General features: G+C 41.4%; 28 protein-coding genes. 10 read left to right on the top strand and 18 right to left on the bottom strand.

The window, feature by feature from the left end; translation table 11 throughout:
- The coding region (locus tag DWA30_RS02570; RefSeq protein ID WP_114490967.1) for a T9SS type A sorting domain-containing protein at positions 1–608 on the top strand (608 nt) is incomplete at its 5' end.
- Positions 609–687: 79 nt separating this feature from the next.
- On the opposite strand, the gene DWA30_RS02565 is transcribed toward DWA30_RS02570, so the two are convergent.
- Genes DWA30_RS02565 through DWA30_RS02555 form a run of 3 tightly spaced genes read right to left on the bottom strand, consistent with a single transcriptional unit; the run spans position 688 to position 2516 of the window.
- Entirely contained in the window at positions 688–1083 is a 396-nt protein-coding gene (locus tag DWA30_RS02565; RefSeq protein WP_114490963.1) for a hypothetical protein, read from the bottom strand.
- Positions 1084–1096: 13 nt separating this feature from the next.
- Positions 1097–2116 (bottom strand): phenylalanine--tRNA ligase subunit alpha, encoded by a 1020-nt coding sequence (gene pheS, locus DWA30_RS02560; protein ID WP_114490962.1) that lies wholly within the window; start codon positions 2114–2116, stop codon positions 1097–1099.
- 43 nt (positions 2117–2159) lie between these two features.
- A complete protein-coding gene (locus DWA30_RS02555) occupies positions 2160–2516 on the bottom strand; it encodes a hypothetical protein (RefSeq protein ID WP_114490961.1) in 357 nt (118 codons plus the stop codon).
- A 95-nt stretch (positions 2517–2611) separates the two neighbouring features.
- On the opposite strand from DWA30_RS02555, the gene DWA30_RS02550 reads away from it, so the two are divergent.
- A complete protein-coding gene (locus tag DWA30_RS02550; protein WP_114490960.1) occupies positions 2612–3178 on the top strand; it encodes a CvpA family protein in 567 nt (188 codons plus the stop codon).
- A 35-nt stretch (positions 3179–3213) separates the two neighbouring features.
- Here the strand turns inward: DWA30_RS02550 and DWA30_RS02545 are convergent, their stop codons facing one another.
- The 12 genes from DWA30_RS02545 to DWA30_RS02490 form a co-directional block, all read right to left on the bottom strand.
- Positions 3214–5064 (bottom strand): SulP family inorganic anion transporter, encoded by a 1851-nt coding sequence (locus DWA30_RS02545; protein WP_114490959.1) that lies wholly within the window; start codon positions 5062–5064, stop codon positions 3214–3216.
- 11 nt (positions 5065–5075) lie between these two features.
- Positions 5076–5750, bottom strand: coding sequence for a carbonic anhydrase family protein (locus tag DWA30_RS02540; RefSeq protein ID WP_114490958.1), 675 nt, complete (start codon positions 5748–5750; stop codon positions 5076–5078).
- A gap of 46 nt (positions 5751–5796) precedes the next feature.
- Complete coding sequence (locus tag DWA30_RS02535; RefSeq protein WP_136073137.1) at positions 5797–6066, bottom strand: hypothetical protein; 270 nt, start codon at positions 6064–6066, stop codon at positions 5797–5799.
- A 107-nt stretch (positions 6067–6173) separates the two neighbouring features.
- Positions 6174–6923 (bottom strand): tetratricopeptide repeat protein, encoded by a 750-nt coding sequence (locus DWA30_RS02530; RefSeq protein WP_114490956.1) that lies wholly within the window; start codon positions 6921–6923, stop codon positions 6174–6176.
- A gap of 15 nt (positions 6924–6938) precedes the next feature.
- On the bottom strand, positions 6939–8717 hold the full coding sequence (locus DWA30_RS02525) for a BatD family protein (protein WP_114490955.1): 1779 nt from the start codon (positions 8715–8717) through the stop codon (positions 6939–6941).
- 4 nt (positions 8718–8721) lie between these two features.
- Positions 8722–9615 (bottom strand): tetratricopeptide repeat protein, encoded by an 894-nt coding sequence (locus tag DWA30_RS02520; protein WP_245933845.1) that lies wholly within the window; start codon positions 9613–9615, stop codon positions 8722–8724.
- Positions 9599–10639 carry a vWA domain-containing protein gene (locus DWA30_RS02515; RefSeq protein ID WP_114490954.1) on the bottom strand — a complete coding sequence of 347 codons (1041 nt, stop codon included), beginning with the start codon at positions 10637–10639 and terminating at the stop codon, positions 9599–9601. Before DWA30_RS02515 ends, DWA30_RS02520 begins: the two co-directional genes overlap by 17 nt.
- A 1-nt stretch (position 10640) precedes the next feature.
- Complete coding sequence (locus DWA30_RS02510) at positions 10641–11645, bottom strand: vWA domain-containing protein (protein WP_114490953.1); 1005 nt, start codon at positions 11643–11645, stop codon at positions 10641–10643.
- Positions 11645–13234 (bottom strand): DUF4381 family protein, encoded by a 1590-nt coding sequence (locus tag DWA30_RS02505; protein WP_168421722.1) that lies wholly within the window; start codon positions 13232–13234, stop codon positions 11645–11647. Before DWA30_RS02505 ends, DWA30_RS02510 begins: the two co-directional genes overlap by 1 nt.
- A gap of 65 nt (positions 13235–13299) precedes the next feature.
- Positions 13300–14166 (bottom strand): DUF58 domain-containing protein, encoded by an 867-nt coding sequence (locus DWA30_RS02500; protein ID WP_114490951.1) that lies wholly within the window; start codon positions 14164–14166, stop codon positions 13300–13302.
- A 97-nt stretch (positions 14167–14263) separates the two neighbouring features.
- Complete coding sequence (locus tag DWA30_RS02495) at positions 14264–15268, bottom strand: AAA family ATPase (RefSeq protein WP_114490950.1); 1005 nt, start codon at positions 15266–15268, stop codon at positions 14264–14266.
- Between the two features lie 147 nt (positions 15269–15415).
- Positions 15416–15850: a hypothetical protein gene (locus DWA30_RS02490; protein ID WP_114490949.1), complete on the bottom strand. Its 435-nt coding sequence runs from the start codon at positions 15848–15850 to the stop codon at positions 15416–15418.
- A 138-nt stretch (positions 15851–15988) separates the two neighbouring features.
- On the opposite strand from DWA30_RS02490, the gene DWA30_RS02485 reads away from it, so the two are divergent.
- The 6 genes from DWA30_RS02485 to DWA30_RS02460 all read left to right on the top strand — a co-directional run bounded on the left by DWA30_RS02485 (position 15989) and on the right by DWA30_RS02460 (position 21625).
- Complete coding sequence (locus DWA30_RS02485; protein ID WP_114490965.1) at positions 15989–16744, top strand: SDR family NAD(P)-dependent oxidoreductase; 756 nt, start codon at positions 15989–15991, stop codon at positions 16742–16744.
- Positions 16745–16883: 139 nt separating this feature from the next.
- Positions 16884–17273 (top strand): four helix bundle protein, encoded by a 390-nt coding sequence (locus DWA30_RS02480; RefSeq protein WP_114490948.1) that lies wholly within the window; start codon positions 16884–16886, stop codon positions 17271–17273.
- A gap of 51 nt (positions 17274–17324) precedes the next feature.
- Positions 17325–18461, top strand: a complete 1137-nt coding sequence (locus tag DWA30_RS02475; RefSeq protein WP_114490947.1) for an ATP-binding protein — start codon at positions 17325–17327, stop codon at positions 18459–18461.
- A 74-nt stretch (positions 18462–18535) separates the two neighbouring features.
- Positions 18536–19672, top strand: coding sequence for an SPFH domain-containing protein (locus tag DWA30_RS02470; protein ID WP_114490946.1), 1137 nt, complete (start codon positions 18536–18538; stop codon positions 19670–19672).
- Positions 19673–19790: 118 nt separating this feature from the next.
- The gene (locus DWA30_RS02465) at positions 19791–20900 is read left to right on the top strand and encodes a TFIIB-type zinc ribbon-containing protein (protein ID WP_114490945.1); all 1110 of its coding nucleotides are present in this window, start codon (positions 19791–19793) and stop codon (positions 20898–20900) included.
- Complete coding sequence (locus tag DWA30_RS02460) at positions 20897–21625, top strand: metallophosphoesterase (RefSeq protein WP_114490944.1); 729 nt, start codon at positions 20897–20899, stop codon at positions 21623–21625. Before DWA30_RS02465 ends, DWA30_RS02460 begins: the two co-directional genes overlap by 4 nt.
- A gap of 48 nt (positions 21626–21673) precedes the next feature.
- Here DWA30_RS02460 and amaB read toward each other — a convergent pair whose 3' ends face one another.
- From amaB to DWA30_RS02445, 3 genes are all read right to left on the bottom strand, one after another.
- Positions 21674–23227 (bottom strand): L-piperidine-6-carboxylate dehydrogenase, encoded by a 1554-nt coding sequence (gene amaB, locus DWA30_RS02455; RefSeq protein ID WP_114490943.1) that lies wholly within the window; start codon positions 23225–23227, stop codon positions 21674–21676.
- A 206-nt stretch (positions 23228–23433) separates the two neighbouring features.
- Positions 23434–23973 carry a 3-hydroxyanthranilate 3,4-dioxygenase gene (locus DWA30_RS02450; RefSeq protein ID WP_114490942.1) on the bottom strand — a complete coding sequence of 180 codons (540 nt, stop codon included), beginning with the start codon at positions 23971–23973 and terminating at the stop codon, positions 23434–23436.
- A gap of 69 nt (positions 23974–24042) precedes the next feature.
- Positions 24043–24546, bottom strand: coding sequence for a CAP domain-containing protein (locus DWA30_RS02445; RefSeq protein WP_114490941.1), 504 nt, complete (start codon positions 24544–24546; stop codon positions 24043–24045).
- A 152-nt stretch (positions 24547–24698) separates the two neighbouring features.
- On the opposite strand from DWA30_RS02445, the gene DWA30_RS02440 reads away from it, so the two are divergent.
- Both DWA30_RS02440 and DWA30_RS02435 read left to right on the top strand, forming a co-directional pair.
- Complete coding sequence (locus DWA30_RS02440) at positions 24699–25817, top strand: isoaspartyl peptidase/L-asparaginase family protein (protein ID WP_245933844.1); 1119 nt, start codon at positions 24699–24701, stop codon at positions 25815–25817.
- Positions 25814–26113 (top strand): antibiotic biosynthesis monooxygenase family protein, encoded by a 300-nt coding sequence (locus DWA30_RS02435; RefSeq protein WP_114490940.1) that lies wholly within the window; start codon positions 25814–25816, stop codon positions 26111–26113. The genes DWA30_RS02440 and DWA30_RS02435 overlap by 4 nt, the downstream gene beginning before the upstream one ends.
- Positions 26114–26165 lie beyond the last annotated feature (52 nt).

Genomic DNA, 26165 nt, shown 5'->3' with positions numbered 1-26165 from the left:
CACCTATCACGGCCATGGTCTTTGCAAGTGATGCCAGTGGAAACATTGCAGCTTGTACTTCTATGATCACTGTGGTAGACAACTTGGCTCCGGTACTTACCTGTCCGGCAGACCAAACAGTTGATCCAGGAGAAGGAAACTTGTTCTATGAAGTGCCAGATTACTTCGCTACAGGGGAAGCAACGGCTACAGACAACTGTACCGATCCTGTGGTACTTACTACTCAAGATCCTGCTGCAGGAGACTTGATAGGAGATGGTACTTATACAGTGACCCTAACAGCAGAAGACGAGTATGGTAACTTAGCTACCTGTACGTTCGAACTTACCGTAGAGAGTATCCTTGGTGTAGAAGACAATGCACTTAACACTGCCATTGTGATGTATCCGAATCCGGCTACAAACCAAGTGACGATCGCCAACAGCTCGAATGTGCTATTAGACAGCGCTGTGATCTATGATGTAAATGGTAAGCTCATTAGTACTACCGACCTTAGCAACATGCAAGGAGAGCGTAGTATCGATGTGTCTGCATTGGCATCAGGAGTGTACATGGTTCAAATAACCAGTCAAGACGCAAGCGTTGTAAAACGTTTGATCATCGAGTAAAACTCGAATAATAACCAACCAAAAGAAAACCCCCTTGACAGTGTCAAGGGGGTTTTTTAATTTTTAGAAACTCTTTGAATTATTCGGCCAATACCCCATTCAATTGAAGGACCTCTACTTCGATGGTATTCGATTCGTTAATACGGTTGGCTGGAAAAACAAAACTTTTCTCATACAGCTTGTTTTCAGAAAAAAATGTTACCAAATATTCATTGGTAAAACTAAGTACTTCATCGATGATCATTTCGACTTTTGCAGCTGAATGCGCTGCGATATCACCTAGCCCATGACGTAAAGTCGCAGTTTTCTTGTGGGCAGTTGTTCCTCGTGACAGCACCAACACCATTTCGATAGGCTCGTTTCGATTGTTGACAAGATATACATTCCATTGTTGCGCAGAAAACTCCTTATCCCATTCCTTTACGGCCACGATCTGCACCTTTTCAGCAATGTGAAAATTAATATCCTTCTTCATAAAAGAATTGAATTTAGTAGGCGTCCTTAAATTGTTCTAAAAAACGAATATCGTTTTCACTAAACATTCTTATGTCCGGGATTTGATGTAGTAGTAGAGCAATACGGTCAATTCCCATTCCGAAGGCAAAACCAGAATATACTTCAGGATCGATACCACAGTTTTTCAACACATTGGGATCGACCATTCCGGTACCCATAATTTCTAACCAACCCGTTCCTTTTGTCATCTTGTAGTCGGTTTCTGTTTCTAGTCCCCAATATACATCCACCTCAGCACTTGGCTCGGTAAAAGGAAAATAAGAAGGTCTAAGACGGATTTTGGATTTGCCGAACATCTCTGTCGTAAAATATTGAAGTGTTTGTTTGAGGTCGGCAAAACTAACGCCCTTGTCCACGTACAGCCCTTCTACTTGATGAAAGAAACAGTGCGACCTTGCAGATATCGCCTCGTTACGATACACGCGTCCGGGAGAGATCGTGCGAATTGGTGGCTTGTTGTTTTCCATATATCGCACTTGAACTGTAGAGGTATGCGTACGCAATAACACATCAGGATCTGTTTGGATAAAAAATGTGTCTTGCATGTCTCGAGCCGGGTGATATTCCGGTAAGTTAAGTGCTGTAAAATTATGCCAATCATCTTCGATCTCGGGACCTTCAGAAACATTAAATCCAATACGTGAAAATATTTCGATAATCCTATTTTTTACAATGGAGATAGGATGTCTCGACCCGAGTTCGATGGGTTCGCCAGGTCTCGACAAATCGCCGTAATTACCCTTTATCTCTTCGGAAGCTTCCAGCGTATTCTTTAAGCTCGTAACTTTATTTTGGGCTGTGTTCTTTAACGTATTAACCGCTTGACCAAACTCCTTTTTCTGATCGTTAGGCACCTCCTTAAAAGCTGCAAAAAATTCATTTAGCAAACCCTTCTTTCCTAAGTATTTAATTCGGAAGGATTCTACCTCTTCTTTGGTAGTTGCTGAAAAGGATTCTACTTCTTCAATATGTTTTTTAATCGTCTCTATCATCGCTTACAATTCTTCAAAGCTGCAAAATTACGTATTTTATTTGCTACACTATCACCTCTTTTTCCAGAAAATACTGAACGATAGCCTCTTTCATTAAAACACTTTGTTCTCCTGCTTTTAGCGGTGGTAGTTGTTCAACGATCTTATAATGAGGCCAACCTTGTTCATCAAAATAATCGAATTCATAATATCCAAAAGGCTCCAACAACCTACAGATAGCAATATGCATTAGGTTGATCTTTTCGTCTTTTTTAAATTTTCGATGCAACTGTCCTAATTCTTGGAGCCCCACCAAATAGATGATCGCATCCAAATCTAGGGTTTCGCCATCGGCAAATTGGTTGCTGAGTAGTTCTACTACTGCTTCCCATCGCGCTTTTAAAAGTTCATCTCTTGCCATAATTGAAGTGCAAAGATACGGTGTTTTAGGACAATCATAAGGTGCTGAGACCGGCATTTCGACGGAAATAGTATCTTTACGATAAATTGACACCATTGAACGCAATCGATATCGTTTTAGGAATTATCCTCTTACTAGGTTTCTATGTAGGGTTTAAAAAAGGACTGTTCGTCGCCTTGGCCTCTTTAGTGGGTATCGTAGTAGGTGTGTATGGTGCCGTCTACTTTTCAGATTTTGCTGCCGATTATATATCCAGTTGGTTCGATTGGAGCGAACAACTCACAAATTTGGTGGCTTTCGCGGTTACTTTTTTCGCCATCGTTTCATTAGTGTCCTTGGCAGGAAAATTACTAACAAAAATGTTGGATTTTGCGGCATTAGGAATTTTTAATAAACTGTTGGGTGGTGTATTCAATCTGGTAAAATATGCCTTTATGATAAGTGTGTTATTTATGTTTCTGAATGCATCCACATCTATTAGCGGGTATGTAATTTCCGAAGAAAAGAAAGCTAATTCTATATTATATGCTCCAATTGCTTCTTTAGCACCATTGGTGATTCCGTTCATCCTTGAGGAAGTAGAGACTTTCCGAAGTGAAGATGAAGAAAATGAAGTAGAAGAAGAAGTACCAATTAGAGAAAGTGATACTACGCAAGCATAAAAAAAGCCCGCATTGCTGCGGGCTTTGATTTTAATTTAAACAACGTCTTTAACGTTAGTTCTAATATATTTCATTACCTCCGGAAAAGAGCCGAAGATTTGTTCTTCAGGAACCAGATCGGGGACAATATCGATGCCCTCCATCATTACTCTTGGTTGTTGTTGCAGATTTACAAAAAGGATCTTTATGTTTTTACGACTTAATCGCAATAAGATCTCTTCCATTGCATACAATCCAGATTGATCCATGTATGGCACTTTACCCAATCTAATTATAACATGCGTTGCCGTTGGTGGAATCGCACCAGCCAATTCTTGGAAATCGGATGTGTTTCCGAAGAAAAGAGGACCTTCCAAACGCTTAATGAACACTTCTTCTTTTAGTCTCTCCGGAAGATTGTTCTCGTCATTCCAAGGTAATCCCAGTTCGTCTGCAACTCCAAGTGGAACCACTTTAGCACGTGCTGCGGTAACATCTCCAATCTTCTTCATAAAGATCAACGATGCCATTACTAGTCCGATACCTACAGCATATACAAGATTCCAGAACACCGCTAGTAGCAATACTACCATCATAACGGCAATTTCACTCTTCGGCATATTAGGTATTGCTTTTAATCCTTTGTAGTCCATCACTCCTATACCTACGGTAATTAAAATACCGGCCAATACGGCTGCGGGTATTTGTGATGCGACAGGACCTAAGGCTAATAAGACCACTAAGAGTAATAATGCGGCGATCATACCCGAAAGACGAGTTGTACCACCACTGTTAATGTTTACAACGGTACGAATGGTTGCTCCGGCACCAGGTATACCACCAAAAAATGCAGCGATACTGTTACCAATTCCTTGTCCTACCAATTCTCTGTTTGGTTTATGCTTGGTCTTGGTCATGTTATCGGCTACCACCGAAGTAAGTAAGGAGTCGATCGCTCCTAAGAACGCCAAGGTTAATGCGGTAAACACATACGGTGAAATCACATCAAAACTGAAACTTGTAAACATTTCAAAATTTGGCAATGGTAACCCTTCCGGTATTTGCTCTATAGGTCGATATCCTAGATTGGCAAAATAAGCGACTCCAGACACGACAATTAACGCTACCAATGTACTTGGAATTGCGGTAGTGATTCGCTTAAACCCATAAATAATAAATATGGTTGCTAGTGCCAAGATAAATTCGAGCCAATTGATATTCTGCAGGGCACGTGGTAACGTTTTAATTGCGCCTAATACTCCCGAACTTGCCGATTTTGCCAACACTATAGCTTCGTTCTGAATATCTTCGTCATTTATTCTTTCCGCTCGAGTTATTGTTTCTCTAAAATCCTCCAGCACCAAAATACCTTCTCCTGCTTCTTCTTTTAATATCTTATCGAGCAGTACTTCTTCTGCCATTGGCGTGTATTGATCGATAAATTCTTGATCATCTTGTGTATAGTATCCTAACATTGGTAAGATCTGTGTGATCAAGATAATTACACCAATCGCCGTCATAAATCCGGATACCACGGGATACGGAATATACTTTATGTATTTTCCAACGCCCACAAGACCTAATACGATCTGCATAAGTCCGGCTAGTAAGAACACTAATAAGATATAAGGCAGTGCCTGTTCGACGTTTCCATCGTTAGCGGCAATAATTCCTGCAATAATCACCATAGAAACAGCGGTCATAGGTGCTGTTGGCCCTGAGATCTGTGTATTGGTTCCTCCAAATAAAGCTGCGAAGAATCCAATAAAGATTGCACCGTAGAGTCCTGCATCAGGTCCAAGACCCGACTGAACTCCAAACGCAAGTGCTAGTGGCAAAGCCACAATACCTGCAGTAATTCCTCCAAAGAGATTTCCTCTTAAATTTGTAAATAATCCTTTAAACATGTGTTATAAATTTAAGATTCGTAAAACTGTACTGAACCATCGTTAATATCGTACATTCCTCCAATGATCTTGATCTCTCCATTGGCTTCCATTTCTTTTAAGATTTCGCTTCTGTTGCGTATATCTTCAATTGTTAGATGTACATTTTTCTCTGCAACATTATTTACGAACTCTAAATTACCAGAGTTACGTTTAGATGCATCGCTTGGTTCTTTTACTGCATTCACTGCCGGCTTAATTTTAGACAACAAGGCTGTTAAATTCCCCATTTCGGCACCATCGCAAGCCCCTTTTACTGCACCACAACTAGTGTGACCAAGGACCACAATTAATTTTGTTCCTGCTAGTTTACAGGCAAATTCCATGCTACCAAGGATATCCTCGTTCACGAAATTTCCTGCCACACGAGCACTAAAAATATCTCCAATTCCTTGATCGAAGATCAATTCTGAAGACACACGAGAATCGATACAACTAAGTATGGTTGCAAAAGGATACTGACCAGAACTGGTGTCTTTTACTTGATCGAGTAAATCTCGATCGGCTTTCTTATTGTTTTGAAATCTTTGGTTTCCTTCTTTTAACTCATGCAAGGCTGTTGCCGGAGTCATGCTTGCTTGTGTTTCTTTGGTATGTGCTTTCATAATGATAATTTTATATATAAATAAAGACGTCGACAAGGCCATAGGCGCTGTCAACTTAAAGTTATAAATACTTTTTAGATGTATTGTATTAGCTCTTTAGAGCTCGTTGTTCAGGGGGTGGAGACACCATTTCCAGATACACGCTATTCCAATCAACAGCTTGTTTCTGAACGGTTTTTTCTGAAGCGAGATTTGCTAAAATACCCTCTAAGGACTGTTTGTTATTGTGGATCGTTTTCTTTTCAATATCAATCTTATTGTTGTCTGAATTCTCTTCCTCGTTCATCGAGAAAAAAACAGCGACATCGTTAGTAGAATCCATTAAAGACACTACCGACGGTGTTACGAGAAACGACACAAAAATTAATAAGAAAAAAGTACTTTTAAACCTCAATACAGCTTGTTTTTAGCGAATTTCAAAAATAACATACATTTACGTAAATGCTGTTAATTAATTATTAAAATCTACAATTGCTTAAGGTCAGCTGCCGGCATCCAACCGTCTTTTCCGTCGACCAATGCGATCCGCACCCAGTCTTCGTCACGATCAATAATTTGTACCTTGGTACCTTCATGCAGTACAAAAGCGACATCCCCTCCCATACTAGGCCCCGATCGAACTTCGGTACTTTCAGCAAAAATTATCGCCGGAGTGTCGTTCACATGTTCGCCATAGGTTTTAAAGGCTAGCACTAACACAAAGATAAAAAGTATCACCGAAAACATAGAACCGGCAAACAGCATTCGTTTTCTACGTTCTGAAACCGAGAAGTAATACAGCAGGAACAAAAGTGTAAAGCTAATCGCACACACCACTGCAGCGACAGCCCAACCGTCAAATGTGAACACGCCCGAAACACGTTCATACCATTTTGCAAATACTGTTTTAGGCAAGGCTTCAATAGCGTCGATCCTCGCATTCTCGGCAAAGGCCAAATTGGTCTTTATATCGTTATCGTTGGGGGCTAATTGAAGTGCTTTTTCATAATAAAAAACACTGGGCCCAATATTATTTAGCTTGTAGTGCGCGTTTCCCAAATTAAAATAAAGAGAAGCACTGTGTTTGCCGTTTTCGAGTACCGAGCTCCAAGCTGTAATAGCTTCTTGATATTTTTCACTTTTATAGAACTGTACCCCGCGCTCGAACAAATCGTTGTTCTGTGCGCTACTGCTAACAGCAAACAATAAAACAAATATGTACCAAATCTTTTTCATTGCTTCGGAAGAATTTTACCGTATTTGTTTATCGATAGTCGATATTACATTTGCGGCCTTATTATAGTCTTGTTTTATTTCTACATTTGAAGCCGGCGTATAACGAGCGTATTCGCAACTTTTAAGAATTGAAAGAAAATCGCCTACCGTCACTGATGTAACGCCTTGTTCTTCTAATAATCGTGCAATACGATCTTTCGCCATTTCTGAGGTTTCTATATTGAGCTTGGCCTTTAAATAATTGTGCAAAGCGCGCTCTAAGGCTTCATAGAAGGTCGCTTTATCGTTCATATTTCGCTTCGCTTCCGAAAGGTATCTGCGTGCCAATTTATCGGCTTTTCGCAATCGGTTGCCTTCTACATCGGCCAATCGCTCTTTCCGTTTTTTACCCGCAAGAATAAATAGAGGAATGAGCAACAATGGGCCGCCAATTAATGACCAAAATAAGGTTGATTTAAAGAATGGCGAAGTTGCTATTGGCTCGAGATTAGCGTCGAGTTTTATAAACTTGAATTGGTCCTGCGTAAGTGTTACAGGTTTCGAACCGGACGCTTCACCGGTGTTCTCGTTGGTAGCTTGAGCGGTCAAAGGTCCCTTTTCTACATCGATTACGATCTCTTCGGAAGTCAATGTCTTGTAACTTTCGGTGGCAGGATCGAAATACGAAAAACTTATGGGCCGAATAGGGTACTGTCCTTTATATTGTGGCACCACCGTATATACTTCAGAAATTTCACCGGTCATTCCAGATCTGTTGGTACGTACGTTTTCGGTGCGTTCGGGCTCGTACACTTCAAGTGAACTTGGCAGCTTTAAACTTGGCGGATCGAATAGTTTTAGATTCCCATTACCTGATACTTTCACTCGTAGTTCTAATGCTTCATTCGCATTCAAGGTCGTTTTATTCGTCGCTACGTCAAACTCAAATGATCCCACAGCGCCATTGAATCCGATTGGTTTGCTGGCTTCCGGCAAGGGTTTAACAGTAATGGTTCTTTTACCAGCCGATATCGTTTTATTAACACGTGTCATTAAGGTCCTTCCGAAGAGATTACGACGCTTGGTAGGTACATCGATAGGGACATCTAACGTAAGTGGTTCGATCTCTAATTCGCCGGTCTTTTGCGGATATAATACGGTCGTTCTTAAAATGACATAACGATAGTCTTCGCCTTTATACGTCCCGTCATACACTTTAAAATTCCCTTGATTATCGATATTCTGACTCCAGAAATCGGCAAATTTAGGTGTTTCCAATTCTCGCCAATTACTGGTAATACTCACATCACGGGAAACGTACATTTTATATACCACCGTGATGGCTTCATTTAAGTACGGATTCGAATTGGATACTTCGGCAACCAAATGCACATTGTCATCGGCTACGAATTCGGCGTTGTAACCATCGGTTGGCGTTTGTACCGCCTCGGTCACTTCTACCGTTAAAGGGACGGTCTTGTAGGTATCCCCCTCTATTTCAATGGTGGCTTGCCCAATGGTTAACTTCCCTTTAGATAAGGGCGATAAAAAATAAGAGAATGTTTTAGAATAGCTCCGTTTTCCATTAATATACGAGTTACTAATGGCTTGGTTGGGCCCTCCTACAACACGAAAACCGTCAAATTTTGGCGGATTAAAATTGTCGCCATCTTGATTCATCTCAAAATCGACACGGACCCGCTCGTTGATCCCAAGTTTCTTTTTGCTCACTTTCGCAACAAAGGAAACTTGTGCTTGCAGGCTTCCGCAGCACAGCAGAAAAAATAGTATGTATATGAAATTTTTCGGTTTCATAGCATTACCAATCTTTATTCGACTTTACTTTTGCTCCTTTAGTTTTTTGTGCATTGATCTTATCCTGAACTTTTTTCTCTTCATTGTTCATAGCTTCTAACAAGCTCTTTACCTGTTGTGGAGACAATTTTCCAGGTACAGGCTGTTGTTGTTGCGGTTTCTCCTCGCCTTTACCGTCTTTTTGGTCTTCTGGCTTTCCTTGATCCTTCTTGTTTTCTCCTTCTTTATTCTCGTCTTTTTGGTCGCCTTGGTCCTTGTTCTCTTTTTCGTCTCCTTTATCGCCCTCTTGATCCTTTCCTTGATCGTCTTGATCTTGCTTATCGTCCTTATTATCCTTATTCTGTTCTTTATCACCGTCGTCACCACCGCCGTTCTTCTGTTCTTCTTCTAACAGCTTCTTAGCTAGCGCTAAATTATATCTGGTTTCGTCGTCGGTAGGATCATTACGTAGCGCATTTTTATAGGCTTCTACCGCCTCCTGGTACTTTTTTTCGTTCATAAAGGTATTTCCTAAATTATGAAATGCCTTGTGTTTTTGCGGTTTGGCTTCGGCTACTTCGGCAGCTTGTAAGAACCGTTTCATAGCTTCAGCATTCTTTTCTTTTCCGTAGTACGCGGTACCTAAATTGTACTTCCCCGTCTCGTCCACGGGGTTCAAAGCGATCGCTTTTCTGTATTCGGCCTCTGCCGAAGGGAATTTATCTTGATTGAGTGCGGCGGTCGCTTCACTTAAATACACATTTGCTTCTTGTATGGCTTCAGTTTGTTCCTCATTTAATTGAGCATAGGCTGTGTTGCCTGTAAATGCTACAAGTGAGCACAACAACAATAATGCTTTTGAAAATCTTTCCGAAGAAAAATATAATAAGATATCGTTCATATCATCCTCTTTTCTCATTAAACAAATTTAATTTTTCTAACCAAGCCGTTTTTCGCTCCAATAGAAAAACATCTAATAACAGCAAAAATAATGCCCCGGCAATAAACCACTGATATTGATCTTTAAAATCGGTAAATTGTTTTGCTTCAAATTCCTTTTTATTCATCCCTCCCAATATCGCTTTTACGTTTTCTACCACTTCTGCGGTATTGCTGCCATCAATATATGCTCCGTTTGCTTCGGAAGCGATCTCTCGCAAGGTTTCTTCACCTAAGCGTGTAATCACTTGCTCATTGTTCTCATCTCTCTTGTAATACTGAAGGATTCCGTTTCGCTTAATAGGAATGGGCCCTCCTTGTACTGTGCCTACTCCAATGGTGTAAATTCGGATTCCTTTTTCTGAAGCTTGCTGAGCAATATCTATGGCATTGCCCTCATGGTCCTCACCATCTGATACAATAAACAATACTCTATTGGCTTGTTCCTCATCGTCGTAATAGGTTTCTGCCATTTGTATAGCCTCGTTTATCGCCGTACCCTGCGATGAAACCATATCGGTATTCATACTGGTAAGGAACAATTTGGCAGAAGAAAAGTCGGTAGTGATAGGCACTTGAGGAAAAGCACTCCCTGCATACCCAATGATCCCCACACGGTCACCCGCCAGATTATTGATGATCTGAGTAACCAACTGCTGCGCTTTTTCTAATCGATTGGGCGCTATATCTTCGGCAAGCATACTTTTAGATACGTCTAAGGCAAAGACCACATCTACACCTTCTCGTTTTACCGTTTCCAGTTTTGTGCCAATTTTTGGGTTTACCAAACCAAAGCTTAAACATGCTATCGCAAGGCACAGTACCAATACTTTTAACACTGATTTGAATACCGAACGATTGGGACTTAATCGTTTGAGCAAGGTAGCATCGGCAAATTTTTTCTGGGTGTGTTTCTTCCAGACTTGCACCAATAGAAACAGCACCGCGATCACCGGAATGGCGAACAGTACATAAAAATAAATAGGTTCTTCTAATTGATACATTTTATATAAAACTTCTAAAAAGTGTATATCGCAACAACAGTTCCAACCCTAATAGTCCAAGTGCAAATAGCACCCATGGGCGAAATAGTTCGTCGTAATTCGTATACTTAAATTCTTCAATATCTGTTTTTTCTAATTCGTTTATCTGTTCGTAGATCTCGACCAATCGTGTGGTACTCGTGGCCCTAAAATAGGTTCCTCCCGTTGTTTGAGCGATCTCTTTTAACAATTCTTCGTCGATCTCTACTTGCATATTGCCATATTGAAATCCACCATCAGGTCGAATACCAATTGGTGATAAGGCCATGCCATTGGTCCCCAAACCAATGGTGTAAACCTTGATGCCAAATTCTACCGCCAATTCGCTAGCGATCTTTGGGTCTATAAATCCGCTGTTATTTACTCCATCGGTAAGCAATATAATTACCTTGCTTTTGGCTTTACTTTCTTTTAATCGATTCACCGCTGTGGCCAATCCCATCCCAATGGCCGTGCCTCCTTCTATAATATTATTGTACTGTATTCCTTTTAAGGACGATAACACAATGCTTTTGTCACTGGTTAGCGGTGTTTTTGTAAAACTTTCTCCGGCGTATTCTACCAATCCGATACGATCGTTGGGACGCTCGTTAATAAAACGTGCTGCCACTGTTTTTAGCGCTTCTAAGCGATTGGGTTTAAGGTCACGTGCCAACATACTTGCAGACACGTCGATCGCCATGACGATATCGATTCCCTTAGTGGTTTTAATTCGAGTAGATTCGTCTACCGTGCGCGGTCGAGTCATCGCAACAATCAAGGCTGAAAGCGCTAACAAGCGTAAAATAAAAAGGGCCGGGCGTAGGCGTGCCAACCAGTTTTTAGAGGTTTTAAATCCCTTTACGCTTGAAATTTTGAGTGCTGCTGTTTGCCTATTTCGTTTCCACACATACCAAAATATTGCCAATGGCAGTAGTAAAAACAACCAAAAAAACTGCGGATCCACAAATTCAAAATTTTCGAACATCAGTTTTGTGTTTTTGGAATTTCAACTTCTATGGAGTTGGTTATTCTTTCCTTAATTTGAGAGCCGTAGGTATTTCCCTGTTCGGTACTAATTGTAATTACATGCAAGGCCGTTGGTTGTTTTAATACGATCACCTCATATTCAAAGTTCCGGTCGTCTTCTTCGGTGGTAAAAGTTCCGAAACCTTTAATTCCTTCCACACCTGCTTCGGTATCAAAACGCTCTTGTTTTACGATCATGTTCAGGGCACCGTTCGCCTCTAATTCGGTCAACACCTCTTCCAATACGATATTCAAATCGATATCAGGACCTAGATTCTGTAGCAAGCCGGTGGTGTGTATGCGCACATACAGTTTGTCGAACCGCTCTCCTATTGCAAATATTTGGGTAGGTACGATCGTTGGTTTTACATTGCCCAAGGAATCTCGATTTTCTTGACGAACCAATACTTCGGGTGTTTCTATGATTATTGCCGGGTTGCCGTATTCACTTTTTATCCATCTGCCTTCAGCCAGTTCTCTCATTTCATTTCCGAAGAGCTTATCCTTTAAATTATCGAACCCTGTAACACCTCCATACACAAGAGCTGCGGCTATAACCAGTACGAACAAGCCGCCTACTCCCCAGATCCATTTTTCGCGTTCGCGTTTTTTCCGAAGTGATTCCAAATAACGTTCATTTTGCAATAATTCTTCTTCGGTAGGTTCGGGTACGGCTTCATGCGTATCGGTTATGATCTCCTCTATGGTATTGCGATCGGCCGAAGCCTGCCCCGCCTGTTGCTGCATTTTGGCAAACTTAACAAGGTCGGCTCTTTTTAGGATTTGTTCGAGATGCCGAATGGTCTCATTATCAAAATCGAAATGTCCCGCATCTTTGTGCAGTTGTAATCTTGCGATAAGCTCATCGGTAGTACTTTCTTGCGCTGTATCATCGATCTCTCGATCTAAATAACGCTTTACGATCTCGGTCAATTGAGAATAATACTCTTTAGATCGATTTTCTTTAAGCAAGGTAGAATTGTCTAATTCATGTAGTGCAGTTATAGCCTCTTCATAAGGCGGTAATTGTTGTTCTTCGGCTTCCTTTCTTTTCTTTCTTCGGAAGAAGATATAGACCAAAATCCCCAACACCAATACGGCCGGAACAAGCCAGTATAGCAATAGCAACCAATCGAAAGGTGGCTCCTTCACTTGAAGTGCGGGTTTTATATCGAACATTTTTTGTTTGGTGGTGTCTACTGGCACATCCCGAACTTCTACCAATATCGAATCGGTTTCGAATAAGGTCTCATTAATATAGATCTTTTGCTTCGGAATGGTATAAGCTCCCGAATCGAACTGTGTGAGTCCGTATTTTTTTGAGAGTCGATACGTTGCTTGCTCGTAGGTGGTGTCGATCTTGTACGACTCGATCACTTCCAACGGTAAAAAAGTTTGACCTTCGGGAAAAATGACCAGATCGGTAGTGTCGGCCTGTACTTCTATAGCGTATTTAATCTCCTCGCCAATTCTAATTTGAGTAGAATCGACCGAAGAACTAACCTGCGCTACACTTGAAGCCGCAAAAAGACATAGTACAATAGCCATACAATGCTTCAGCCCCAATTGGAGCAAACCGAAATTTTTATGGCAACGATTTCTGTTTAGCATTTTTACGCTCTTCGTTTAAAATATCCTAATAGTTTTTTTACATAACTCTCATCAACTCGACAACTAAGTGCCCCTGCACCACTTTTTAAAAAGGCATCTTCAAAATAATCGACACGTTCTCTGTAATAACGGTGGTATTGATCTCGAACGCCTTTTGCTCCCGTATGCACCAACAGCAATTCGCCGGTTTCCTCATCTTGCATCTGCACCATCCCTAAATTCGGAATCTCTTCTTCTCGACGGTCGTAGACACGAATTCCCGTGACATCATGTTTATTGGCAACGATCTTTAAAGTATCCTTATAGCCATCGGTTATAAAGTCGGAAAGCACAAAAACGATCGCTTTTTTCTTCATGACGTTGGTTAGGTACTTTAGGGCATGCCCTACATCGGTCTTTTTGCTGGAAGGTTGAAATTCTAACAACTCACGAATAATTCGCAATACGTGCGATTTTCCTTTTTTGGGTGGGATGAACAATTCGATCTCGTCGGAGAAAAGGATGAGACCTATTTTATCATTGTTCTGTAGTGCCGAAAACGCGAGTGTTGCTGCAATTTCGGTTACTATTTCATTCTTAAATTGGGAATCGGTTCCGAAGAACTCAGAACCGCTTATATCGGCCATCAACATCATGGTCAATTCGCGCTCTTCTTCAAACACTTTTACGAAGGGTTCGTTATATCGTGCGGTAACATTCCAGTCGATGTTCCTTACATCATCTCCAAATTGATATTGCCGAACCTCACTAAAGGTCATGCCTCGCCCTTTAAAGGTACTATGGTATTCACCTCCAAACACGTGATCGCTCAAACGACGTGTTTTGATCTCTATCTTTCGTACTTTTTTTAGAAGTTCTTTGGTATCCATTGTTTGTGTAAACAGTTTGCAGTGGCAGTTAGCAATACAGCGCAATTGACAAATAGCATGGTATTTCACGCTAAGAAATTGATCGCGAGGTAACGGATTAAGGGACTTCGATCACATTAACGATCTTGTTAATGATGTCTTCGGAAGTAATGTTCTCTGCCTCCGCCTCGTAGGTAATACCAATACGGTGACGCAATACATCGTGCACAACAGCACGAACATCTTCGGGTATCACATAGCCGCGACGTTTGATAAACGCATAGCATTTAGCAGCCATCGCCAGGTTGATACTTCCTCGTGGAGAAGCACCAAAACTGATCAAATGCTTTAGATCTGCCAGTTTGTAGTTCTCGGGTGTACGTGTGGCAAAAATAATATCGAGTATGTATTTTTCTATCTTTTCATCCATGTAGACCTCACGAACAGCCGCTTGCGCTCGTTTTATTTGGTCTAATGTAACCACCGGATTCACTTCTTCAAATCCGTCTTTTAAATTTTGACGCATGATCAATTGTTCCTCGGCTATTTGGGGATATTTAATTACCGTTTTTAACATAAAACGGTCGACCTGTGCTTCGGGCAAGGGATACGTTCCTTCTTGCTCTATAGGGTTTTGGGTAGCCATTACTAAGAACGGTCGCTCTAGCGTAAAGGTCGTTTCGCCAATAGTTACTTGTTTTTCCTGCATGGCCTCCAGCAAAGCAGACTGCACTTTTGCCGGCGCACGGTTGATCTCATCGGCCAATACGAAATTGGCAAAAATGGGTCCTTTCTTAATACTGAAATCGTTCAATTTCATGTTGTAAATAAGCGTTCCTACAACATCGGCAGGAAGTAGGTCGGGTGTAAATTGAATTCGGCTAAATGAGCCGTGAACTGCTTTAGACAAGGTGTTAATAGCTAAGGTCTTTGCCAACCCGGGCACTCCTTCCAATAATATATGCCCTTGCCCTAGGAGTCCGATAAGCAGTCGTTCGACCATGTGTTTTTGGCCTACAATTACTTTATTGATTTCTAATGATAGAATTTCTACAAAAGCACTTTCCTTTTCAATTTTTTCATTTAATGCGCCAATATCCAAGGCAGTATTTGTTTGTTCCATACTTCTAATTTTATCTTTTAAAGGCTTAGGGTGTTAACAACCACGCAAATTGTAGATTTATTGCCTAAAATGCTGTTAACAATTGGTTAAAATAAAAAGCGGAACCTTATCTCAAAGTTCCGCTTTCTCTTATCAATCTTAATTTTCTTACTGAACGGTGAGCAATGGTTCGCCCATCATGTCTTTTTGTTTCTCTTCTTCGGAAAGGTCTACGGTACCAAGCGCCGTTACTTCACCCATTCTAATTTCAACTTCTTTAAACGTATGCGAAGCGACTTTGGTGTCTTTAATGGCTTGGATCGTAATGGTATAAAACCCTTCTTCTTCAAATCCTTTGATAAAGAATTCACCCAACTCATTGGTCTCTCCGGTAATAATGTCGTTTCCATTCGATCCCTGAATAATAATATCGGCATCGGGAGCAATTACACTTCCTAAAATGGCACCGTCGGTAGGTGCTTCATTATTGTTTACTGTAACTACTTCTTCGGTTTCTTCGGTTTCATTCATAGTAAACGTTTCGGTCACCACCCAAGTTGGTAGTGCTATGAATAAAAGGTATATTGAGATTTTCCAGATCATAATTCAAATATTTTAGTAGTGCTAAGATACCTTCGGAAGCGAAAAAAATAAGTGGGATTAACGATGATTAACATCACATTTAACCGCCTCTTAACTATAAAAAATGTTAAAGAAACAGTACATTTAAAAACAAAAACCATGGCACAAAAAACGGCTCTGATCACGGGTGCGACTTCAGGAATTGGTCGCGCTACCGCTCAATTATTTGCACATCAAGGCGTTCGGTTGATCCTCTGCGGACGCAGACAAGAACGTCTCGATACACTTTCCGAAGCGCTTTCAACAAAAACTAAAGTACACACCCTACGCTTCGATGTGAGGAATAAACATCGTATTAATGAACTATTGCAGCAACTTCCTTCCGATTTTTTAGAAATAGACATCCTTATTAACAACGCCGGGAATGCACATGGTCTGGACCTTATACAAAACGGCTCGATAGAAGACTGGGATGCTATGTTAGATATAAACGTAAAAGGACTGCTCTATGTAAGCAACGCTGTCTTGCCGCAAATGGTGAAACGCGGTAGCGGCCACATCATAAATATTGGATCGACTGCCGGGAAAGAAGTGTACCCAAAAGGAAATGTGTACTGTGCAAGTAAACATGCGGTAGATGCGATCACTGAGGGCATGCGACTCGACCTCAACGGAACTGGCGTAAAAGTGGGTGCCATTAATCCGGGATTGGTTGAAACCGAGTTTAGTGAAGTGCGCTTTAAAGGAGATAGCGACAGAGCCGAAAAAGTGTACCAAGGATATACCCCACTGCAACCACAAGATATAGCCGATATAATTTGGTTCGCGGTTACACGACCTGCCCATGTGAATATTGCCGACCTAACCGTCATGTGTTTGGATCAAGCGTCTAGTACGGTTGTAAATAAAACGTAAGCTGGACTAGTATTGTTTATTCATATTATTATTGCTTATTGTTATTATTATTGTCTATTGCTATTGTCTATTGTTTATTGCCTATTGTTATTTTTATTCATATTTCTATTAATTATATCTATTCATATTAATTTTTTAAATGGCTAATTATACCTCATACCAACAAATGGAAATATATATTCTTGCAAGGGAAATAGCGAACGATGTTTGGAATTTGATCAAGGAAACATCATTAGGATCAGATTGTGAATTAAGTCATCAAATTAATCGGTCTTCGGGATCCATTATGGATAATATCGCCGAAGGATTCGGAAGAGGTGGCAATAAGGAGTTCATTGTTTTTTTAGGGTACGCAAGAGGTTCCTGCTGCGAAACAGAAGCACAATTGCAACGAGCAGCCGATCGAAAGCACATTTCAATAGATGAGCACAATCAATTATCGGAGAAAACTCAAGGTTGTATCGACCAAATTTCCAAGTTCATCAATTATCTAAAAACTTCTAAAAAAAAGGGTTTTAAATTCGACTAATAAAAGTTAAGAATGAAAATAAACAATAAGAATAAATAATAATCCCTCCCCATGATCAACAAACGCCTTTTAATAAAGAACCTGCTCGCTCATAACGACGAGAGTAGTTTCTATGACAAAAAGCGAAAGATCGATCTAGGTACCAAAGAGGGGAAGGCGAAATTCCTAAAACACATCTGTGCACTTAGTAATAGCAACCCGAAGAACAACTCGTATATCGTAATAGGGGTCGAGGATGAGACCAATGAGATTAATGGGGTGGATTTTTTCGACGATAGTAAGATCCAAAACCTCGTGAATGCTTACTTGACCAATGCCCCGCTCATTATTTATGAGAATGTGGCCTTTCCGCACCTGCCAACCGATAAGGTCGTTGGTCTGGTCACCATTCGACCCAATGGAAAGATCACCTCGCTGCGTAAGAACATTTGGAAGTATTGGGGCGGCTCCATTTTTTTACGCGATGGCAGTATATCGATGCCAAAGGATTTCGATATTGTGATCGAAGATGTGAATTCGGAGATCGTACAGGCCATCGAGAACAAGGCCAAGAACAATATTGAGCTAACCCTGGATGGTGTGATCGACTTTATAAATCACCGCCACCCCGATCTTGAGTCGCATTACAAGGTGTTTAAAGAGTTATTCGTGGTGTGTTGGGCGGGCATCACCAAACACCTAAAAGGCAACACCTATTATTCGCGAGTGGATATAGAATTGATTAACGAACAAGTTCGTCTGTTCTATTCTGCCTTAGACGAAGTGAGTATCGCCTTTAACGACAGTGAATTCAAGATCACCGAATTCGTGCACTTGGGCTTAAATAACCAATATCGGTATTATCCCTTAGAAGAGACTGTGATCACTTTTAAAGAGAACGGTTCGCACCAAATAGACACCAAATTGATCTTCGAGCCGCCGCGTTTCAACAAAAAGACGTTACATCATATTTACAACGCCAATAATGCCTTGGTAGAAAAACTTCGGAAGAACATTCCTTTAATTCCTTCGGAAGAAAAAGACCTTCGGAATCTACCTGCTACCTACCTCATTTGTTACTTGAACGATTTTTCCGAAGCAAAAACAAAACTGTTCGAGACCAAGCCGTTTTTAAAGCAACACAGCGAAATTGCCTACCAAGCTTTTAAAGACGCCCAGCGAATTTTGCGGAAGGTGAAGTATAATTAACTTATGCTAGCCGTAACATTTGCGTTTAAAAATTTACTTATCTTTAGAATTCAACTTTTTAAAACCAATACCACATGGGAATTTTTGATACAATAAAGGAAAAACTGAGTCATGAGTTTATAGACATCATCGAGTGGCTCGACTATACCGACGATACCATAGTACATCGCTTTGAACGCTATCAAAATGAAATTAAGAACAACGCCAAACTCATTGTTCGTGAAGGACAAACGGCCGTCTTTATAAACGAAGGACAGCTAGCCGATGTATTTACACCCGGCACCTATACACTCAACACTAAGAACCTGCCCATACTCACCACTCTTAAAGGTTGGAAATACGGATTTGACAGTCCGTTCAAGGCCGAGGTTTATTTTGTAAATACTCACTTGTTCACCGACGAGAAATGGGGTACCAAAAACCCCATAACCTTGAACGATGAGCGTTTTGGTCTGGTCGAGATCCGTGCCTTTGGAACCTATGCTTTTAAGATCAATGATGCGGGGAAATTTATCATCGATATTGTTGGGACCGACAATAACTTTACCAATTTCGAGATCAATGAACATTTAAAAAGTTTGATCGCTACCCGCTTTACCGATACGGTGGGCGAGGCCAACCTACCTATAGAACTTTACGCTGCCAACACTACCGAACTTTCCGAAACCTGTCGCGAGGTCATGCAACCGGAATTCAACAGTGTAGGGATCTCCCTTGAAAAATTCTTTATCGAAAATGTGTCCATGCCCGAAGACCTTAAAAAGGAGATCTTTGAGTATAGCCGTATCGACAAGCTCGATCTTGACAAGTTGACAAAATTTAAGACTGCTAAAGCCATTGAAGCTGCCGCCACTAACGAAGGTGGAACCGCGGGTGCCGGTATGGGCATGGGAATGGGCTTTGTCCTCGCACAACAAATGGGCAATACCATGAGTCCGCAAATGGGCGGGCAACAACCCATGGCAGCTCAAGCCGGCAGTGGTACACCGCCTCCAATGCCTGCTGCTGTTCAGTATTATTATGCTACTAATGGGCAACAGGCAGGTCCGGTACCGTTTGAAGCATTAAAAGCACTTTTCGCCAATAGAACCGTTAACAAAGACACCCTCGTTTGGAAACAGGGCATGCAGGATTGGAAACCGCTTCAAGAGATCGAAGAGTTAAAGGCCTTTTTAGGCGGAAGCATGCCACCACCATTACCGGGAGCATAGTCTAGTGTCATTCCGAAGGAAGAATGACCGAGGAATCTTACAATAACAGATTCCTTCCCCACCGCTGCTTTTGCGAATTGGGTTCGGAATGACATAGAACCGTTTTTCAGAAAAAACAATGCAACAACCTACCACCCAAACATCTGAATTAAAAAAATCCTGCGTCAATTGTGGCGCAGAGCTTCGGTATGCTCCGGGCACGACCGAACTCAAATGTGAATATTGCGGTTATACGCAAGAGATCCCGGCTTCAGAAAAAAGTTTTAAAGAACTTGAATTAAAGCCTTATCTCAACGAAATGGGAAGCCAATCGCACAGCGAAGCCATCACTATGCTTCACTGCAAGAACTGTGGGGCCAATCAACATGTAGAAGAGAATTACAAATCCCTGCATTGCGTGTATTGCAGCATGCCTCTTATTATTGAAGATGCCTATAAGGAGGATTGGATACTTCCCGGTGCGGTATTGCCGTTTAAAATGGATCAAAAGAAAGCACACCAAATCTTCAAAAAATGGGTTGACGGATTGTGGTTTGCTCCTAATAATTTAAAGAAAGCTGCGCTCGATCCACAGTATACCAAAGGGCTATATGCGCCCTATTGGACTTTCGATGCCAACTTATTTGCCAATTATACCGGACAGCGAGGTGATTATTATTATGTAAGTGTGCCTTACACAACAACCGTTAACGGGAAAACGGTTACCCGTACAAGACAGGAACGTAGAACACGATGGACTCCGGCCTCAGGAACCGTAAGCGGGTTCGTAGACGACACACTCATTAAAGCATCGCAGCAAAAGTCGGGTGTCATTCCTGCTAAAATTGCGCGTTGGGACCTCAAAGAATTGCAACCTTTCGATAGTGGTTTTCTTGCGGGGTTTGTAACCGAAAAATATACCATCCCTTTAAAAGAAGGACATTTAGAATCGAATAAAGAAGCTGAGCGAATTGCTAGACGATGGGCCATGCGTGATATTGGCGGCGATACCCAACGGGTGAGTAGTATTAGCATGAAGCTAAGCGATGAAACCTTTAAGCATATTTTGTTGCCGGTCTATGTAAGTGCCTATCAATTTAATGGCAAGCGCTATAATTTCTTTGTTAATGGGCAAAGCGGCGCTATTTCAGGACAACGGCCTTATTCATTTTGGAAGATATTTTTCTTTGTCTTGGCGATTTTGGTTGTCGTTTCAATTATCGTTATTTTATTAGCATTAGCACAATGAGAACTTTAGTAGTTGGAGACATACACGGTGGGCTTCGAGCCTTACAACAAGTGTTAGAACGTATGGAATTGCGTTCAAATGACCGATTTATATTTGTGGGTGATTACGTAGATGGATGGAGTGAAAATGCTGAGACGATTGCTTTTTTAATGGATTTTTCTGAAAGCTATGAATGTATTTTTATACGCGGTAATCACGACGAGCTTCTATACACCTATTTAAAAGAGAAGAATAACAATCCTATGTGGCTGAATCATGGCGGACTCTCAAGCCAAAAAAGTTACGCCAAACTTTCCGAAGCAGAAATAGAAAAGCATATTACTTTCTTGGAACACCTTCGAAATTATTATGTCGACAGCGACAACCGACTGTACGTACATGCCGGCTTTACCAATCTTCACGGCCCCGAGCACGAGTATTTCCCGAACACTGTGTACTGGGACCGAACCTTGTGGGAAACCGCTTGTGCCTTAGATCCCAACATATCGAAAGACGATCCTACCTATCCAAAACGGTTTACATTGTTCCATGAAATCTTTATAGGACATACCCCAACCACCCGAATAGGCAAGGACAAGCCCGCCAATTTCGCCAATGTCTGGAATACCGATACAGGAGCGGCCTTTAAAGGTCCTTTGTCGATCATAGATGCCGACACCAAAAAAGTATGGCAAAGCGATCCCGTGTATACGCTATATCCTGAAGAGGATGGGCGAAATGCATAAAAAAACCGCCTCATGCGAAGCGGTCCTTTATTTTTCTATTTTGAAAATTTACAGATCAAATTTAATTCCTTGCGCTAACGGCAACTCGGTCGTATAATTGATCGTATTGGTTTGGCGACGCATGTAAACTTTCCATGCATCACTTCCACTTTCACGTCCGCCACCAGTTTCTTTTTCACCACCAAAAGCGCCACCGATTTCTGCACCACTGGTTCCAATATTTACATTGGCAATACCACAGTCACTACCGGCATGGCTCAGAAAACGTTCTGCTTCTCGCAAATTGTTGGTCATAATAGCCGAAGACAATCCTTGCTTTACTCCATTCTGAATTTCCAATGCATTTTCTACATCGCCACTGTATTTCAACAAGTACAAGACAGGAGCAAATGTTTCGTGTTGTACGATCTTATAATGTGGTTCTGCTTCGGCGATGGCCGGTTTTACATAGCAGCCACTTTCGTAGCCTTCACCACTAAGAACGCCACCTTCTACAATGATGTTCCCTCCTTCTTCAACCACTTGTTCCAGTGCCTTGTTATACATGGCTACCGCATCGGTGTCGATCAAAGGTCCAACATGGTTGTTCTCGTCTAACGGGTTTCCAATTCGAAGTTGCTTATACGCATCGACGACGGCGTTTTTTACTTTATCGTAAATGCTTTCGTGAATTATTAAACGACGTGTGGATGTACATCGCTGTCCGCAAGTACCAACTGCGCCAAATACAGCGCCGATCACGGTCATTTTAATATCGGCATCGGGAGTAACGATAATAGCGTTATTTCCGCCAAGTTCAAGTAAGGATTTACCCAAACGTTCTCCAACTGTTTTTGCAACGATCTTACCCATACGTGTTGAACCGGTTGCGGAAATAAGTGGGATCCTTGTATCGGTCGTCATATATTCCCCAACTTTGTAGTCTCCATTTATCAAGCAAGAGATTCCTTCCGGCAGATCGTTATTGGCAAATACCTTGGCCGCAATTTTTTGACAAGCCACGCCACACAAGGGTGCTTTTTCTGAAGGTTTCCATACACATACATCACCACAGATCCATGCTAAGGCGGTGTTCCATGCCCAAACGGCAACGGGAAAGTTAAAAGCAGAAATAATTCCTACTACTCCCAGTGGATGATATTGTTCGTACATTCGGTGTCCAGGACGTTCGGAATGCATGGTAAAACCGTGCAATTGACGTGAGAGCCCTACTGCGAAATCGCAGATATCGATCATCTCTTGAACTTCTCCCAATCCTTCTTGGTAACTTTTACCCATTTCGTAAGAAACCAATTTACCAAGCGGTTCTTTTAATCGTCTTAGTTCTTCGCCAAATTGACGCACAACCTCTCCTCGTTGTGGAGCCGGAAGTATACGCCACTCTTTAAACGCAGCGGTAGCGCTTTCCATTACTTTTTCATAATCTTCTTTAGAGGTCGTGGTTACCTTTCCTATTAAAGCGCCATCTACCGGTGAATGCGAAGCGATTTCTTCGCCATTAGAAAACCAGTTGGACCCTGTGGAAGTTCCTTGATTTACCTCTTCTATGCCTAATTGTTGTAATGCTTCTTCGATTCCGAAGGAAGTTGCTACTGTTGCCATTTTGCTCTTTGTTTTTAAATTGTGTCTAAGTGGATGCGAAGGTACAGAATCCTAGTAAGAAATTGAAACTGAACCCGAGGACTTTCCGAAGAAAAGAGATCGAATATTCTAAACGGTAGTACGCTAAGGATAAAACTTGAAAATAAAGATGCAGCAACATATGGACAGCAATTGTCCTCACTGGATCTTATTATGTCTAGCTATGTTCAGGAGTCGGTTGTAAAGCGTTCGTCTGCTTCCATTACCTTCCCACAATTATTGCAGGTTCGCAGTTCTTTCGAGTTGTAGAAAGTATTAAAGTGGGGTAAGAAATCTTTTTCAATATCGTTGAGTTCAAAATAGACTTCGTGTAGTTTATTGTTGCAGTTATCGCAAAACCATAGTAGTCCGTCGGTGTATCCTTTTCCCGCTCGTTTTCGTTCTACTACCAAGCCTATAGAACCTTCTCCTCGCACCGGAGAGTGTGGTGTTTTTGCAGGATGTAGGTACATATCGCCGGGGCCTAATTCCATTTCCTTACGCGCTCCGTCCTCCTGAATCACCACTTTGATATTCCCTTCTAATTGGTAGAACAATTCTTCGGTTTCGTTGTAATGATAGTCCTTTCGAGCGTTGGGGCCGGCTACGATCATCACGATATAATCGTCTGCATCTTTGTACAGGTTCTTGTTGCCAACCGGTGGTTTTAATAATTCCCGATTGTTCTCAATCCAAGTGGTGAGATTAAATGGTTTAGAAATAGCCATAGCCGTATTTTTTGGAGTTGGTACGTAAAAATACGGCAAAAGCTTTAGATGTAAAAACGAAGTATAGTTTTATCTTCTATAAAAAAGTTGGGTAAAATAGTAACGCCCATTTTCATCGGTAAGTACTCCAAATCCGGAGTGCGTATAACTACCTTCGATGATGCTTCGGTGACTATCACTGTTTAGCCAAGCGTTCACAACACCTTCGGCTGTATCGTATCCAAAGGCCACATTTTCTCCAACCACTTCGGCTCCTCTGTCTTTTAGTGCTGCAGAGCGAATTCCAAAATTGTCGTGGTTAATTTGTTTTTTATCGATCATATAAAAGGTATGATCAACAGCAAAGGCAGAAGCGTGCTGTCTGTCTCTTTCAATGGGCGCCAGGTTCTTAGTAGCTCTGTGCTCATTTACCAACACGAGAATCTCGTCTGCCATTCTCCAGTCGGTTTCCATTGCAAGGTTAAGATCGATAGTGTAGTTGGTTTCTTCGGAAACCACATCTTCGTCTTTTTGACAAGATGTAACGAGGCACATTAATGCCATAGCCAGTAGGCCAGTTCTTAGTAGGTTCATAAGTCGGGGGGCATCAAATTTGGGGCATGATGCTGATTCAAATATATATAAATTATTTAAAAAAACTACACTTTATCTGATTTTTTGTGCATTTCATCGATAATATTTATATAATCTGTATAATTTTCCGACATCAAAAAATGCTGTTAGCTATGGAAAACAGCGGATTTTATTCTATCTTCGGAAAAAGTTTTAAGATCATGCAAAAACATAGAATTTTAACATTTATTTTACTCATTTTCATCGCTTTTGGATGTAAAAATGAACATACAGCTTCTTCCGAAGCATCTGTTTCCGAAGAAAAAAATGAAACCAAAGCACCTACATTCGGAATTGTCATCCATGGAGGCGCTGGAACCATCCTTAAGGAAAATATGAGCGACTCATTAGAAGCCGCATATAAAGCGAAGTTGGAGGAAGCCATTAGAACAGGCCATGAAATTCTAAAGAATGGCGGCTCTGCCATGGAAGCAGTTACCAAGACCATAAACATTATGGAAGATTCACCGCTGTTCAATGCAGGGAAAGGATCCGTCTTTACGCATGAAGAAACCAACGAGTTGGACGCATCGGTAATGGACGGCGCTACGCTTAATGCAGGAGCAGTTACCGGAGTTACACAAATTAAAAATCCGATCGATCTCGCCCTATCGGTAATGAACGATTCGCCTCATGTCATGCTAAGCGGGAAAGGTGCGGAGACCTTTGCCCAAGAACAAGGCTTTGAGCTCGTAGACCCTTCTTATTTCTATACTGAAAATCGATTTCAGTCGCTGCAACGTGTAAAAGAAAGAGAGGCACAAAAGGCCGATGCAGAGAAAATGGTATTTACAGATCCGTTTATTAAAGACGCAAAGTTTGGTACAGTAGGTTGTGCTGCGCTTGATAAAAATGGGAATCTAGCTGCAGGTACCTCAACCGGTGGTATGACCAACAAACGATGGAATCGTATTGGAGATGCTCCTATTATAGGAGCCGGAACCTATGCGAATAATGCAACTTGTGCAGTGTCTTCTACAGGATGGGGGGAGTACTTTATTAGAGCCATGGTAGCCCATGACATTTCGGCTTTAATGGAGTACAAAGGATTGTCGCTTGAAGCTGCTGCTAAGGAAGTCATTCAGAAAAAAGTACCCGAATTGGGAGGTGACGGCGGTATTGTTTCCATAGATAAAGATGGAAATGTTGCGATGGAGTTCAACACTGCGGGGATGTATCGCGCCCATATGAATGCCGAGGGCGAACTGGTCATTGGTATTTATAGCGAATGAAACCCTACTATGCCGTAATATTCACATCGGTGCTCACCGAACAAAAGAAAGGGTATGAAACTATGGCTGTTGCCATGGAAACGCTTGCAGAAAAACAACCCGGATTCCTAAGTTTTGAAAGTGCGAGAAACGAATTGGGTATATCTGTAAGTTATTGGGAAAGCGAACAAGCGATTCTCGACTGGAAGCAACAACTAGACCATCTCAAAGCACAAGCATTGGGTAAGTCGAAATGGTATGACCGCTATACTATTCGTATCTGTAAAGTAGAACGAGAATACTCCTTTTCAAGATAAGATACGAAGCAGCTATCTACTTAAAAACGAATGCTGTAAGGATGTTAAACTC

Origin of the sequence: Candidatus Ulvibacter alkanivorans, from assembly GCF_003333325.1 — a bacterium.
GTDB classification, from domain to species: Bacteria; Bacteroidota; Bacteroidia; order Flavobacteriales; family Flavobacteriaceae; genus Ulvibacter_A; species Ulvibacter_A alkanivorans.
Note: the sequence above shows the minus strand (reverse complement) of the source record. Positions and strands in the feature narration are given on the sequence as shown.